This window comes from Pseudomonas sp. URMO17WK12:I7, from assembly GCF_003269045.1.
Classification (GTDB): Bacteria; Pseudomonadota; Gammaproteobacteria; order Pseudomonadales; family Pseudomonadaceae; genus Aquipseudomonas; species Aquipseudomonas putida_J.
Map to the genome: position 1 here is coordinate 1 of NZ_QLTL01000034.1, position 13836 is coordinate 13836.

General features: G+C 61.5%; 11 protein-coding genes and 3 tRNA genes. 9 read left to right on the forward strand and 5 right to left on the reverse strand.

Annotated elements, in window-relative coordinates; translation table 11 throughout:
* Positions 1-512: 512 nt before the first annotated feature.
* Positions 513-1646, reverse strand: coding sequence for an aminotransferase class V-fold PLP-dependent enzyme (locus tag H040_RS26940; RefSeq protein ID WP_027919172.1), 1134 nt, complete (start codon positions 1644-1646; stop codon positions 513-515).
* Between the two features lie 71 nt (positions 1647-1717).
* Here H040_RS26940 and H040_RS26945 point away from each other — a divergent pair, with 71 nt between their 5' ends.
* From H040_RS26945 to H040_RS26965, 5 genes are all read left to right on the forward strand, one after another.
* A complete protein-coding gene (locus H040_RS26945; RefSeq protein ID WP_008096393.1) occupies positions 1718-2353 on the forward strand; it encodes a TetR/AcrR family transcriptional regulator in 636 nt (211 codons plus the stop codon).
* A gap of 108 nt (positions 2354-2461) precedes the next feature.
* Complete coding sequence (locus H040_RS26950) at positions 2462-3430, forward strand: GTP 3',8-cyclase MoaA (protein ID WP_027919171.1); 969 nt, start codon at positions 2462-2464, stop codon at positions 3428-3430.
* Positions 3431-3496: 66 nt separating this feature from the next.
* Positions 3497-4102 (forward strand): DUF4823 domain-containing protein, encoded by a 606-nt coding sequence (locus tag H040_RS26955; protein WP_027919170.1) that lies wholly within the window; start codon positions 3497-3499, stop codon positions 4100-4102.
* A 10-nt stretch (positions 4103-4112) separates the two neighbouring features.
* Positions 4113-4673: a DUF1285 domain-containing protein gene (locus tag H040_RS26960; protein WP_027919169.1), complete on the forward strand. Its 561-nt coding sequence runs from the start codon at positions 4113-4115 to the stop codon at positions 4671-4673.
* Positions 4674-4801: 128 nt separating this feature from the next.
* The gene (locus H040_RS26965; RefSeq protein WP_050437221.1) at positions 4802-5191 is read left to right on the forward strand and encodes a cupin domain-containing protein; all 390 of its coding nucleotides are present in this window, start codon (positions 4802-4804) and stop codon (positions 5189-5191) included.
* 58 nt (positions 5192-5249) lie between these two features.
* Here H040_RS26965 and H040_RS26970 read toward each other — a convergent pair.
* Positions 5250-5325, reverse strand: a tRNA-Asn gene (locus tag H040_RS26970).
* A 74-nt stretch (positions 5326-5399) separates the two neighbouring features.
* Positions 5400-6596, reverse strand: coding sequence for an amino acid aminotransferase (locus H040_RS26975; RefSeq protein ID WP_027919167.1), 1197 nt, complete (start codon positions 6594-6596; stop codon positions 5400-5402).
* Positions 6597-6883: 287 nt separating this feature from the next.
* Between H040_RS26975 and uvrB the strand changes: the two genes are divergently transcribed.
* Positions 6884-8899: an excinuclease ABC subunit UvrB gene (gene uvrB / locus H040_RS26980; protein ID WP_027919166.1), complete on the forward strand. Its 2016-nt coding sequence runs from the start codon at positions 6884-6886 to the stop codon at positions 8897-8899.
* Between the two features lie 143 nt (positions 8900-9042).
* Here the strand turns inward: uvrB and H040_RS26985 are convergent, their stop codons facing one another.
* Together H040_RS26985 and H040_RS26990 are read right to left on the reverse strand one after the other, a co-directional pair.
* Positions 9043-10533 (reverse strand): MDR family MFS transporter, encoded by a 1491-nt coding sequence (locus H040_RS26985; RefSeq protein WP_177326701.1) that lies wholly within the window; start codon positions 10531-10533, stop codon positions 9043-9045.
* A gap of 49 nt (positions 10534-10582) precedes the next feature.
* Entirely contained in the window at positions 10583-11638 is a 1056-nt protein-coding gene (locus tag H040_RS26990; RefSeq protein WP_027919164.1) for an HlyD family secretion protein, read from the reverse strand.
* Between the two features lie 143 nt (positions 11639-11781).
* Here H040_RS26990 and gltX point away from each other — a divergent pair, with 143 nt between their 5' ends.
* From gltX to H040_RS27005, 3 genes are all read left to right on the forward strand, one after another.
* Complete coding sequence (gltX, locus tag H040_RS26995) at positions 11782-13263, forward strand: glutamate--tRNA ligase (protein ID WP_027919163.1); 1482 nt, start codon at positions 11782-11784, stop codon at positions 13261-13263.
* Positions 13264-13612: 349 nt separating this feature from the next.
* Positions 13613-13688: transfer RNA gene (locus tag H040_RS27000), tRNA-Ala, on the forward strand.
* A gap of 72 nt (positions 13689-13760) precedes the next feature.
* Positions 13761-13836 (forward strand) — tRNA-Glu (locus H040_RS27005).

A 13836-nucleotide genomic window follows, 5' to 3' on the forward strand; every position in this document is an offset into this window, starting at 1 on the left:
CGCTCCGGGGTCCCCTCACTCCGGCGCCCTCCGGGCCCGCGCGGCCTACGACTTGCTACGCAAGTCTACATCTCGCGCCTTCGGCTACGCCGAAGGGGTGCTACGCACCCTGGCCCTCCAGACGCCTGCGTTCGGCCTCCTGAAGTCGCACTCTGCGTCGCCTGAACTATCGCGCGCTTAGAAGCAAAAGCAAAAGCAAAAGCAAAAGCAAAAGCAAAAGCAAGAGCGAGCGCAAGCGCAAGCGCAAGCGCAAGCGCAAGCGCAAGAGCAAGAGCTAGCACTGGGCAGCTGGCTCTGGGCAAAAAAAACCCGGGTTCTGGGGGGGGAATCCGGGTTAAGACCATTAGGAGTAAAACAAAGGTACGCGGTCCCTGAGCACCTTTATCGGCGCGCCACTTGGGGGGGATGCGCCGCGCCAACACTTCAAGTATTGGTCAGGTTTGGCGCAGTGCCAGTGCTTCTCTGTTCGTTTTTTAAACAGATTTGGAATACGCCCGCCTTCCCTTCCTCCTTCAATGCATGGCAAGACGCCTTACTTGCTGGACAGCTTCGTCGATCATCTGTTCGCTGGTGTAGAAATGTGGCGAAAATCGTACACCGGGCCCTCTCAATGCGCAGATTGTCTGTTCCGCCAGCAGCCCTCGATAGAGAACCTCGCTGTCCTGCCCATGAAGGCTGAAAGTCACGATACCCGCCCGTTTTTCCTGGGCCACGGGGCTGTGCAGGTGTATCCCGGGAATACCGGCCAAACCGTGATGCAGTTGATCCACTCGCAGTTGCAATTGTCGGCCAACCTCGTCCATGCCGATTTCCTCCAGCAATGACAGGCTGGCTTCCAGGGCACATGCACCCAGCATGTTCGGGCTGCCGCATTCAAAGCGCCTGGCGCTTCGGGCTGGCTTCCACTCGCGGTGCTCGAAGTCGCCCAGACGTTCGAGCATATGCCAGCCATAGGCATGCAGCCTCAGCTGCGGGCGCAAGGCGGCGCGACAATAGAACAAGCCCAGGCCCTCGGGGCCCAGCATCCACTTGTGGCCGTCGGCCATGGCGAAATCGCAGTGGTAGCGCTGCGCGTCGAAGGGCAGGGCGCCAATCTGCTGGATGGCATCGATACAGAACAGCACCTGGCGTGCCTGGCAGCCCTCGCCGAGACGAGGCAGGTCAAGGCGCAGCCCGCTGGCGTACTGCACGGCACTCACTGCCAGCAGGCGCGTGCGCGGGCCGCAGGCGGCGAGCAGCGCGGCTTCCGGATCTGGCCCGGTAAGGCTCACCTGGGTCAGCCCCACGCCGCGCTCGGCCAACGCTTCCCAGACGACCCGGTTGGAGGGAAATTCCTCATCGCTGATCACTATCTGGTCACCGGCATGCCAGTCGAGACCGAAAGCGACCAGTGACAGCGCCTCGGATGTGTTCTTCACCAGCGCGATGTCTGCCCAGGAGGGGGCGTTGATCAGGCGCGCCAGCCTTTCGCGCAGCCTGCGCTCCGTGGCTAGCCAGCTTGGGTAGTCGCTCGCACCCAGGCGTACGTTGTCACGGGCAAAGCGTGCCACCGCCTCGCTGGCCCGGCGCGGCCAGGGCGCGATGGCCGCATGGTTCAGGTAACGCAACCCCGGCGCCAGTTCGAACTCATCGTGAAACATAGACATGGTTGGATGATCCGTGCAATTTCCTGCAAGTTAGGCATAATAAACCGCTTCAATGTCATCCAGTCCTTCCTATGCAGAAAGAACCTCGTAAGGTCCGTGAGTTTCGCCGTCGCGAACAGGAAATCCTCGATACAGCGCTGAAGCTGTTCCTCGAACAGGGTGAAGACAGCGTCACCGTCGAGATGATCGCCGACGCCGTGGGTATCGGCAAAGGCACGATCTACAAGCACTTCAAGTCCAAGGCGGAGATCTACCTGCGCCTGATGCTCGATTATGAGCGTGACCTGAATGCGCTGTTGCACTCGGCCGATGTCGATCGCGACAAGGAAGCGCTGTCGCGCGCCTACTTCGAGTTCCGCATGCGCGACCCACAGCGCTACCGGCTGTTCGACCGTCTGGAAGAGAAGGTGGTCAAGGGCAACCAGGTGCCGGAAATGGTCGAGGAACTGCACAGCATCCGTGCATCCAACTTCGACCGCCTGACCCAGCTGATCAAGGGCCGCATCAGCGAAGGCAAGCTCGAAGACGTGCCACCGTACTTCCACTACTGCGCCGCCTGGGCGTTGGTGCACGGCGCCGTGGCGCTGTACCACTCGCCGTTCTGGAGCAATGTGCTGGAGGATCAGGAAGGCTTCTTCCAGTTCCTCATGGACATCGGCGTGCGAATGGGTAACAAGCGCAAGCGTGATCCGGAAGCCACCAACTAGACGGCACGCGTTATCCCAGGGTGAGCCTGGCGTGAAATGGGGACTTGCAAAAACTTGAACCATGAGTCAAGTTTTGCCAGCCCCGATTCATCCATGCCGGAGTCATCCATGATCGTCGATCGTCAAGGCAGGCGTTTTCGCAACCTGCGCGTCAGCCTGACGGCTGCCTGCAACTATGCCTGCAGCTACTGCGTGCCGGATGGCAAGCGCCTGGTCGCTGCCCAGGACGAGCTGTCGGCTGAAGCCTTGGCGCGTGGTGTGGCATACCTCATTGAAGCCGCCGGCATCGAGCGTTTGCGCATCACCGGTGGCGAACCGCTGGTCAGCCCTCGGCTGGATGCCTTTCTGGCGGCGGTGGCCAAGCTCGACCTTGACGACATTTCGCTGACCACCAACGGGCAGCTGCTCGCGCGCAAGCTGCCGCAGTTGCAGGCGGCCGGCATCCGCCGCTTGAACGTGTCCCTCGATACCCTCGATCCCCAGGCATTCCGCCGCATCGCCCGTGGTGGTGATCTGGCTAGCGTATTGGCAGGCATGGACAAGGCCAGTGCCATGGGCATGCGCATCAAGGTCAACATGGTACCGATGCGTGGGCAGAACCTCGATCAGGTGCTGCCGATGCTCGACTATTGCATGGCGCGCGGTTTCGAACTGCGCTTCATCGAACTGATGCGCATGGGGCACCTGGCCCGGGACAGCAATGCGTTCCTGCAGCAATTTGTCGGGCTCGATGCATTGCTCGATGTGATTGGTGGCAGGTATGGCTATCAACAGGTCGACGCTCCGCTCGATGCGACGGCGCTGCGTTACCAGATCCCAGGGCACGGCCATTTCGGCGTCATTGCCAACGAAAGCGTGCCGTTTTGCCGTACCTGCTCGCGCCTGCGTCTGTCCTCTACCGGCTGGCTGCACGGTTGCCTGTCTTCGGGTAATCGTCATTTTGTCGGCGACCTGCTGGAAAAGCCCCGTCATCTGGCGCTTCCAGGCTTGCAGCGGTTGCTGGTGAAGGCCCTGGCGGACAAGCAGGAGTTGGCATTCTCCGGGGGAGTGACGGTGATGAAGGTGATTGGCGGCTGAAGCTGGCGCAAAAGCTGCATCCGCCGGCTATTCGCCGGTTTTTCGTCACCGGCCACTGGAGGAAAGATGCGTAGCCTGGTCTTGCTGCTGACGCTGATGGCGTTGGGCGGTTGCATGAATGTCAGCGATATGGGCGAGGGTGTCCGTTACCACATGAGCGATGCCGGCCTGCTGGACCACAGCGACACCCGTCGTACCCTGTCGATTCGCCTGCAGCCTGATTCGTTCATCTTTATCGGCCAAGGCGCGTTCATGCCGCCAGGCAAGGGCCCGGTGCCGAAACAGAACGCGGTGGCCGAGGAAGCGTTCAAGAGCTTCGTCGAGTATTTCCCGCTGGTGCGTCGCGCCCAAGGCCCGCTGGGCCTGGAGGAAGCGATTGCCCAGGCGCGTTCGGTCGGCGCCGACTATGTGTTGTATACCCGCTTCGCCCACACCGATGACCGTATCGGCAATGGCGACGAGTGGTATGACGAACAGGCCGTCGACCGTTTGGGTTGGGATACCGGTGTGGTGCAGATGATGCTGATCGAAACCAACACGCGCTATCTGATCGACACGGCGCGGATCAAGAGCCGTGGCGGTTTGTTGACGTTCCACGACCAGTCGCCCCAGGATTTGCTTGGCGCACCGATGCGCGAGTACGCTCGTAGCCTTCTAGGCATGAGCGAGTGAGGGCAGGGTGATGACGGATTCCGGCAAGGCCAACGATCTACTGGCGCAGATTCCCAAGCACAAGGGGCTGCCGCCGGTGCATCTGTGGAATCCGGACTTTTGCGGCGATATCGACATGCGTATTGCCCGTGATGGTACCTGGTACTACCTGGGAACCCCCATCGGGCGCAAACCGATGGTTCGCCTGTTCTCCACCATCATTCGCCGCGATGGTGATGACTATTTCCTGATCACGCCGGTGGAGAAGGTCGGTATCCGCGTCGATGATGCGCCATTCGTGGCGGTGACGCTGGAAGTGCTGGGCAGTGGTGAGGCGCAGGTGCTGCGCTTTACCAGCAATGTCGAGGACCAGGCCGAGGCGGGGCCGCAAAACCCGTTGCGGGTCGAGATCGATCCGCTTACCCAGGAGCCGTCACCCTACGTCTTGATGCGTACGAACCTGGAAGCGCTTATCCATCGCAATGTGTTCTACCAGTTGGTCGACCTGGCGGTACCGCGCATGATCGAGGGCGAGGAGTGGCTCGGGGTCTGGAGCCACGGCGAGTTCTACCCGATCGGGCGCCATTGCTGAGGCCGATTGCCGCTGGCCCCCTGTTTTTTCTCCTGATTGGCCGTTTGCGCCGTGTGCCACTGGGCCTAACCTGCAGGCACTTGCCAATCAGGAGAAACCTTGTGAAAACTTCCCACCTTGCGTTTGCCTTGCTCATTACCACTGGAGTGTTCGGTGGCCACGCTACTGCCTGGGCCCACGGCGACGCCGCCAACCAGGTCAAAATCCTGCAGCAACAACAACCCTCGAATGCACCAGGCAAAAGCGCGTTCATGCTCACGGTCAGCTATGCCCCCGGGCAAGCTTCACCCGCCCACCAGCATCCGGGCGCGGTAATGGCCTATGTACTGGAAGGGGCAGTGGTATCGAAGCTGAACGACGAACAGGAAAAGACCTACAAGGCAGGTGAGTACTGGTACGAAGCGCCCGGTACCGTGCACAGCATTTCGCGCAATGCCAGCAAGACCCGGCCTGCCAAATTGCTGGTGTGGAGCCTGGTGGATGACGGCAAGCCGGTGACCGAGCCGCTGAAAAACTGATTTCAGCCACAACGAAAAAGCCCCCGATGCTTGCGCATTCGGGGGCTTTCTCAGTATTTGGCTCCGCGACCTGGACTCGAACCAGGGACCCAATGATTAACAGTCATTTGCTCTACCGACTGAGCTATCGCGGAATCTGTGCGTATCTTACCGATTGCCAGGGGGAAGTCAACCCACCCCCTAACAATTCGAAAGCCAAATCAAGCAGTTACAGCACTTCGACGATGGCCTTGGTGACCACGTGAATGTTGCTCTGGTTCAGCGCGGCGACGGCGATGCGGCCGGTATCCAGCGCGTAGATGCCAAAGTCGTTCTTCAGGCGGGCAACCTGCTCAACGGTCAGGCCCGAGTAGGAGAACATGCCCACCTGGCGGCCGACGAAGCTGAAGTCGCGGTTGGCGCCGTATTCGGCCAGCAGCGCAACCATCTGCTTGCGCATGCCGTGGATGCGCTCGCGCATCTCGCCCAGCTCGGCTTCCCACATCTGACGCAGTTCGGCGCTGTTCAGCACAGTGGCGACGATGGTCGCGCCGTGGGTTGGCGGGTTGGAGTAGGTGGTGCGGATCACACGCTTGACCTGCGACAGCACGCGGGTGCTTTCGTCTTTCGAGGCGGTGACGATCGACAGTGCACCAACGCGCTCGCCGTACAGCGAGAACGACTTGGAGAACGAGCTGGAAACGAAGAATTCCATGCCCGACTCGGCGAACAGGCGCACGGCGAAGGCGTCTTCGCCGATGCCGTCACCGAAGCCCTGGTACGCCATGTCGAGGAACGGCACGTGGCCTTTGGCCTTGACCACTTCCAGGACGTTTTTCCAGTCGTCCAGGGTCAGGTCGACGCCGGTCGGGTTGTGGCAGCAGGCGTGCAGCACCACGATCGAGCCAGACGGCAGGGCGTTGAGGTCTTCAAGCATGCCGGCACGGTTGACGTCGTTGCTCGGTGCGTCGTAGTAACGGTAGTTCTGTACCGGGAAACCAGCGCTTTCGAACAGCGCGCGGTGGTTTTCCCAGCTTGGGTCACTGATGGCCACCACGGCGTTCGGCGAAATGCGCTTGAGGAAGTCGGCACCGATCTTCAGAGCACCAGTACCGCCAACAGCCTGCACGGTGACCACGCGGCCAGCGGCCAGCAGTGGCGACTCGGCACCGAACAGCAGCTTTTGTACAGCCTGGTCGTAGGTGGCGATACCATCGATCGGCAGGTAGCCGCGCGAGGCGTGCTGGGCGGCACGCTGGGTCTCGGCTTCGATCACGGCGCGCAGCAGCGGAATGCGGCCTTCCTCATTGCAGTAAACGCCTACGCCCAGGTTGACCTTGTCGGTACGTGGGTCAGCGTTGAATGCTTCGTTGAGGCCCAGGATAGGGTCGCGGGGTGCCAGCTCGACAGCGGAAAACAGGCTCATTGTTACTTCGGCTCTGATTGGAGAGTGATAGGGCGTACACGCTCCAGCCGAATGCACTGAAGCGGTGCACAAACGGGGAGTCAGTATAGTGATACCGACCGGTCACTGCGACAGCTTGGCGCAGGTTTTCCGGCGATTTGCGCAAAAAAATTTCGACCATTGGTCGAATTGCCCGGTCCACCGTAATGCGCGTTCACAGCGTGGCCTTGATTCCGGCCCCTGAAGGGCGCATTTGGGTATAGACTACTGGCTAAATTTACAGTTGCTGCGTTACCGCGAGGTCCGTCATGTCCGAGTTCCAGCTCGTCACCCGTTTCCAGCCGGCCGGCGACCAGCCCGAGGCCATCCGTCAGATGGTCGAAGGCATCGACGCGGGCCTGTCGCACCAGACCCTGCTAGGGGTGACGGGGTCGGGCAAGACCTTCAGCATCGCCAACGTCATCCAGCAGGTGCAGCGGCCAACCCTGGTACTGGCGCCGAACAAGACCCTGGCGGCGCAGCTGTACGGCGAGTTCAAGGCGTTCTTCCCGAACAACGCGGTGGAGTACTTCGTTTCCTATTACGACTACTACCAGCCAGAGGCCTACGTGCCGTCGTCGGATACCTTCATCGAGAAGGATGCCTCGATCAACGACCACATCGAACAGATGCGCCTGTCGGCAACCAAGGCGCTGCTGGAACGGCGCGATGCGATCATCGTCACCACGGTGTCTTGCATCTATGGCCTGGGCAGCCCCGAGACCTATCTGAAAATGGTCCTGCACGTCGACCGCGGCGACAAGCTCGACCAGCGCGCCCTGCTGCGTCGCCTGGCCGACCTGCAGTACACCCGCAACGAAATGGACTTTGCCCGCGCCACCTTCCGCGTACGCGGTGACGTTATAGACATCTTCCCGGCCGAATCCGACCTTGAGGCCATCCGCATCGAGCTGTTCGACGACGAGGTCGAGAACATCGCCGCCTTCGACCCGCTGACGGGCGAGGTCTTCCGCAAGCTGCCACGCTTCACGTTCTACCCCAAGAGCCACTACGTCACCCCGCGGGAAACCCTGCTGGAGGCGGTGGAGGGCATCAAGGAGGAACTGAAGGACCGCCTGGAGTACCTGCACAAGGCCAACAAGCTGGTCGAAGCCCAGCGCCTTGAACAACGTACCCGCTTCGATCTGGAGATGATCCTCGAGCTGGGTTACTGCAACGGTATCGAGAACTACTCGCGCTACCTGTCCGGCCGCCCGGCCGGTGCGCCACCGCCCACCCTCTACGACTACCTGCCACCTGATGCGCTGCTGGTGATCGACGAATCCCATGTCAGCGTTCCGCAGGTCGGCGCCATGTACAAGGGCGACCGTTCGCGCAAGGAAACCCTGGTCGAATACGGCTTCCGCCTGCCTTCGGCACTGGACAACCGGCCGATGCGCTTTGACGAGTGGGAGGATGTCAGCCCGCAGACCATCTTCGTCTCGGCCACCCCGGGCCCCTACGAAGCAGAGCATGCAGGCCGCGTGATAGAGCAGGTGGTGCGCCCGACCGGCCTGGTCGACCCGCAGGTGGAGGTGCGCCCGGCGCTGACCCAGGTCGACGACCTCTTGTCGGAGATCCGCAAGCGCGTCGATCAGGGCGATCGGGTGCTGGCCACCACGCTGACCAAACGCATGGCCGAAGACCTTACCGATTACCTGGCTGACCACGACGTGCGGGTGCGATACCTGCACTCGGACATCGACACGGTGGAGCGCGTCGAGATCATCCGCGACCTGCGCCTGGGCACCTTCGATGTGCTGGTAGGTATCAACCTGCTGCGCGAGGGCCTGGACATGCCCGAGGTGTCGCTGGTGGCGATTCTCGATGCCGACAAGGAAGGCTTCCTGCGCTCCGAGCGCTCGCTCATCCAGACCATCGGCCGCGCTGCGCGCAACCTCAATGGCCGGGCCATCTTGTATGCCGACAACATCACCGGCTCCATGCAGCGTGCCATCGACGAGACCGAGCGGCGCCGCGAGAAGCAGGTCGCCTTCAACCAGGCCAATGGCATCGTGCCCAAGGGTGTGGTCAAGGACATCACCGACATCATGGAAGGTGCCACCGTGCCCGGCGCGCGCAGCAAGAAGCGCAAGGGCATGGCCAAGGCTGCAGAGGAGAGCGCCCGTTACGAGGCCGAGTTGCGTACACCGGGTGAAATCACCAAACGCATCAAGCAGCTGGAAGAGAAGATGATGCAGTTTGCCCGCGACCTGGAGTTCGAGGCCGCCGCGCAATTGCGTGACGAGATTACCCAGCTGCGCGAGCGCTTGATCACCGGCTGAACCCTGCATGGTCTCGTGTAGGAGCGGCCTTGTGTCGCGAAAGGACCGCAAAGCGGTCCCTCGTATTCAGCATCAATTCATAAATCGCCGGGACCGCTTAGCGGTCCTTTCGCGACACAAGGCCGCTCCCACAGGTGCGCAAGTCAGTGGGCTTCGCCAGCCTTCAACCCTTCCGGCAGCTTGCGAGTCAACAACACAGCCACCATGCTCACCGCCAAGCCGATCCCGACAAAGTGGAACGCATCGTTGTAAGCCATGATCAGTGCCTGCTGGTGGGCAATCTCGCTCAACTTGCCCAGCGCCGCATTGTCATTGCCCAAGCGCTCCGCCAATTGCGCCAAGCGCTCCGCCACCTGCGGGTTGCCTGGCACCAGTGCTTCCCTCAGGTAATCGAAATAGACCTTGGTCCGCGCATCCAGCAAGGTCGCCAGCAAGGCAATGCCGATCGCCCCGCCCAGGTTGCGCAGAATGTTGAACAGGCTCGACGCCGACCCGGCATCCTGCTGCTGGATGTACGCCGTGGCAATCAGTGAGATGGTCACCATGATCATCGGTTGGCCGAGGGCACGGATGATCTGGATATGGTTGAACTGCGGCCCGGCAAAGTCGGGGTTCAGCACTCCCGAACCAAAGCTGGCGACACCGAACAAGCAGAAGCCCAGGGCGCATAGCAGCTTGGGCGAGACCACTTTCATCAATTGTGGCACCAGTGGAATCAGAAACAGCTGCGGAATGCCCATCCACATGATCACCTCGCCGATCTGCAGGGCGTTGTAACCTTGGATCTGTGCCAGATACAGCGGCAGCAGGTAAATCGACCCGTACAGCCCCACGCCCATGCCCAGGCTGGCAATGCTCGACAGGCCGAAGTTGCGGTTGCCGAGGATGCGCAGGTTAATCAGCGGGTGCGGCTTGGAAAGCTGCAGGATGACGAATGTGATCAGGCTGATCAGGGCCACGGTGCCCAGGCCGACGATCAGGTTCGATTCCAGCCAGTCTTTGCGGTGGCCCTCTTCAAGAAACACCTGCAGGCAACCCAGGCCCAGGCCGAGCGTGACGATGCCGGCATAGTCAGTGCTTTTCAGCAGTTCCCAGTGCGCTTCCTTCTTTTCCAGCCCGTAGAGCAGGCCGGCGATCATCACCAGCCCAGGCGGGATGTTGATGTAGAAGATGTATTCCCAGCCCCAGTTCTCGGTCAGCCAGCCGCCCAGGGTGGGGCCGATGGACGGGGCGAAGGTGGCGGTCATGGCAAACATTGCCATCCCTTTGGCGCGGTGGTGTTCGGGCAACTTGATCAGGGTCAGGGTGAAAGCCAGCGGGATCAGAGCACCGCCGGTGAAGCCCTGCAGCGCACGGAACAGGATCATGCTCTCGAGGTTCCAGGCCATCGAGCACAGCAGCGAAGACAGCAGGAAACCGCCAGACACCCACACCGCCAAGCGCCGCGCCGAGAGCAGCTGCACCAGCCAGGCGGTCAGCGGAATCATGATGATCTCGGCCACCAGGTACGAGGTGGAAATCCATGAGCCTTCCTCCAGGGTCGCTGACAGCGCGCCCTGGATGTCCTTGAGCGAGGAGTTGGTGATCTGGATATCCAGCACCGCCATGAAGGCACCGAGCATCACGCTCATCACCGCGATCCAGTCGCGCCGGGTCGGCTCCGCAGTAGGGCGGAGCAGTTGATCACCGGCCATCGTGGCCTTCGTCTTCGCGGCGCAGGTCGACGGTAGCAGTGACCGACATGCCGGGGCGAATGCGCCCATGCAACGGGTTATCGGCGGCGAAGGTCAGCTTCACCGGAATGCGCTGCACCACCTTGGTGAAGTTGCCGGTGGCGTTGTCTGGCGGCAACAGGCTGAACTGCGCACCGGAAGCGGCGAACAGGCTGTCGACACGGCCCTCGATCGGGGTGTCGGGGTAGCTGTCGAACAGCAATTCGGCGCGCTGGCCGGGCTGCATCTTGCCGATCTGGGTTTCCTTGAAGTTGGCCTGCACCCAGATGTTTTCATCGGGCACGATCGACAACAGGTAAGCGCCAGCCTGCACCACCTGGCCATTGCGGGCATTGCGCTGGCCGATGGTGCCGCTCAAGGGGGCGCGAACCTCGCAGCGGCTCAGGTTCAGCTCGGCCTGGGCCAGGTCAGCATGGGCATTGGCGATCTGGGCGTCGAGGCGCTTGAGGTCGGCATTCAGGGCGTTGACCTGCTGGCGCTGGCCTTGCAGGTCGGCACGGGCTTTATCGACCTGGGAGCCGGCCACGTGGGTATCTGCCGACAGGGTGGTGACCTGCGCTTCTGAGACAAAACCGGGTTTGCGCAGCTTTTCGGCGCGGCTCAGGTCCAGGCGCGAGCGGTCGAAGGTCGCCTGGTTGGCTGATACCTGGGCCTGGCCGGCGGCGATCAGGCTGCTCTGTTGGGTCAGGCGGCTTTGTGCCTGTGCATACTCGGCCTCGCGGGTGGCCAAGGCGGCGCGGGCGCGGTCCACGGCCAGTTGGAAATCGGCGGCCTCCAGGCGCACCAGCAGGTCGCCCTTGTTCACGTGCTGGTTGTCGTCGACCCGTACCTCGTCGATGCGTGCGCCGAGCTGGCTGGATATACGGGTGATTTCGCCCTGCACATAGGCGTTGTCGGTGCTTTCGTAGAAGCGGCCTTTGAAGTACCACTCGGCCAGGAAGGCGAGGGCGATGATGGCCACCAGGGTGAAGAAGATCGCCAGGCGGCGTTTGAGTTGGGCAGGCATGAGGACTATCGTTCCAGAAATGTCACTAAATTTAACAGCGGCAGATGGCCAGTCGACAAGTGTCGTTCGCGCCATTGCTGGAGCCCGGTGCCTGCTCCCTGCTAACATCCCGCCTTTGTTTCATCTTTCGTTCGAGACTCTCCATGACCACCGTTCGCACGCGTATCGCGCCATCGCCCACTGGCGACCCCCATGTTGGCACTGCCTACATCGCCCTGTTCAACTACTGCTTTGCCAAGCAGCACGGCGGTGAGTTCATCCTGCGTATCGAAGACACCGACCAGCTGCGCTCGACGCGCGAGTCGGAACAGCAGATTTTCGACGCCTTGCGCTGGCTCGGCATCGAATGGAACGAAGGCCCGGACGTCGGCGGCCCGCATGGCCCGTACCGGCAGAGCGAGCGTGGCGAGATCTACGCCAAATACGCCAAGGAGCTGGTTGACGCCGGTCACGCCTTCTACTGCTTCTGCACCGCCGAAGAGCTGGAGCAGATGCGCGCCGAGCAGATGGCCCGTGGTGAAACCCCGCGCTACGACGGCCGTGCCCTGCTGCTGAGCGACGAGGAAGTACAGCGCCGCCTGGCCGCTGGCGAGCCACACGTGATCCGCATGAAGGTGCCGAGCGAAGGCATCTGCGTGGTTCCGGACATGCTCCGTGGCGATGTCGAAATTCCTTGGGACCGCATGGACATGCAGGTGCTGATGAAGAACGACGGTCTGCCAACCTACTTCCTGGCCAACGTGGTCGACGACCACCTGATGGGCATCACCCACGTGCTGCGTGGCGAAGAGTGGCTGCCGTCGGCTCCTAAGCTGATCAAGCTGTACGAGTACTTCGGTTGGGATCAGCCGAAGCTGTGCTACATGCCGCTGCTGCGTAACCCGGACAAGTCCAAGCTGTCCAAGCGCAAGAACCCGACTTCGGTAACCTTCTACGAGCGCATGGGCTTCATGCCCGAAGCGATGCTCAACTACCTCGGCCGCATGGGCTGGTCGATGCCGGACGAGCGCGAAAAATTCTCCCTGGCCGAGATGGTCGAGCACTTCGACCTGTCGCGTATTTCCCTGGGTGGCCCGATCTTCGACATCGAGAAACTGTCCTGGCTCAACGGCCAGTGGCTGCGCGAGCTGCCGGTGGAAGAGTTTGCCGCACGGGTGCAGCAGTGGGCGTTCAACAGCGACTACATGATGAAGATCGCCCCGCACGTGCAGGGCCGGGTCGAGACCTTCAGCCAGATCGCCCCGCTGGGTGGATTCTTCTTCGAAGGCGCGCTCAAGCTCGATGCCAAGCTTTTCGACAGCAAGAAGCTGTCCGCCGACCAGGTGCGCCAGGTCATGCAGTTGATCCTGTGGAAACTGGAAAGCCTGCGCCAGTGGGAGAAAGAACGCATCACGGGCTGCATCCAGGCCGTGGTCGAAGCGCTGGAACTGAAGCTGCGTGACGCCATGCCGCTGATGTTCGCCGCCATTACCGGCCAGGCCAGCTCGGTTTCGGTGCTCGATGCCATGGAGATCCTTGGCCCCGACCTGACACGCTATCGCCTGCGCCAGGCCCTGGACCTGCTCGGTGGTGTGTCGAAGAAAGAAAACAAGGAATGGGAAAAGCTGCTGGCCAACATCGCCTGACAGCCTTTCGCAGTCCTGTAGGAGCGGCCTTGCCGGGGCGCCGGACCGGTCGGAAAGGGCCGCAAAGCGGCCCCGGCGATCCATGGTTGATGCTGAATACGAGGGATCGCTCTGCGGTCCTTTCCGACCGGTCCGGCGCCCCGGCAAGGCCGCTCCTACAAGGGCGTGGCGTTTCGATTCAGCAGGGCAGGGCGGTAAGTGATTGTTATCTGTGAAAAAAATTTCGATTTTTTTCAAAATTTAGTTTGACAGGTGTGCAATCCGATCTTAATATGCGCCCCGTCCACAGCGATGAACGAAAACGAAGCGCCAGGCACCCAGCCAGCGGTTCTGTTCAGAGCGACATTGTGGGGCTATAGCTCAGCTGGGAGAGCGCCTGCATGGCATGCAGGAGGTCAGCGGTTCGATCCCGCTTAGCTCCACCAAATTCCGTTTGACAGCCAAGGCTGTCAAGCAAGACCGGGTCCAGCAACCGGGTCTTGAAGGTAAGAAGGTTCGTCCCCTTCGTCTAGTGGCCTAGGACACCGCCCTTTCACGGCGGTAACAGGGGTTCGAGTCCCCTAGGGGACGCCA

What these genes read in the sequence shown, in the direction of transcription:
- H040_RS26950 (WP_027919171.1), top strand. Translation starts at nt 2,462, where the DNA reads ATGATCGTCGATCGTCAAGGCAGGCGTTTTCGCAACCTGCGCGTCAGC.
- H040_RS26990 (WP_027919164.1), bottom strand. Translation starts at nt 11,638, where the DNA reads ATGCCTGCCCAACTCAAACGCCGCCTGGCGATCTTCTTCACCCTGGTG.
- H040_RS26960 (WP_027919169.1), top strand. Translation starts at nt 4,113, where the DNA reads ATGACGGATTCCGGCAAGGCCAACGATCTACTGGCGCAGATTCCCAAG.
- H040_RS26940 (WP_027919172.1), bottom strand. Translation starts at nt 1,646, where the DNA reads ATGTCTATGTTTCACGATGAGTTCGAACTGGCGCCGGGGTTGCGTTAC.
- H040_RS26975 (WP_027919167.1), bottom strand. Translation starts at nt 6,596, where the DNA reads ATGAGCCTGTTTTCCGCTGTCGAGCTGGCACCCCGCGACCCTATCCTG.
- H040_RS26955 (WP_027919170.1), top strand. Translation starts at nt 3,497, where the DNA reads ATGCGTAGCCTGGTCTTGCTGCTGACGCTGATGGCGTTGGGCGGTTGC.
- gltX (WP_027919163.1), top strand. Translation starts at nt 11,782, where the DNA reads ATGACCACCGTTCGCACGCGTATCGCGCCATCGCCCACTGGCGACCCC.
- H040_RS26945 (WP_008096393.1), top strand. Translation starts at nt 1,718, where the DNA reads ATGCAGAAAGAACCTCGTAAGGTCCGTGAGTTTCGCCGTCGCGAACAG.
- uvrB (WP_027919166.1), top strand. Translation starts at nt 6,884, where the DNA reads ATGTCCGAGTTCCAGCTCGTCACCCGTTTCCAGCCGGCCGGCGACCAG.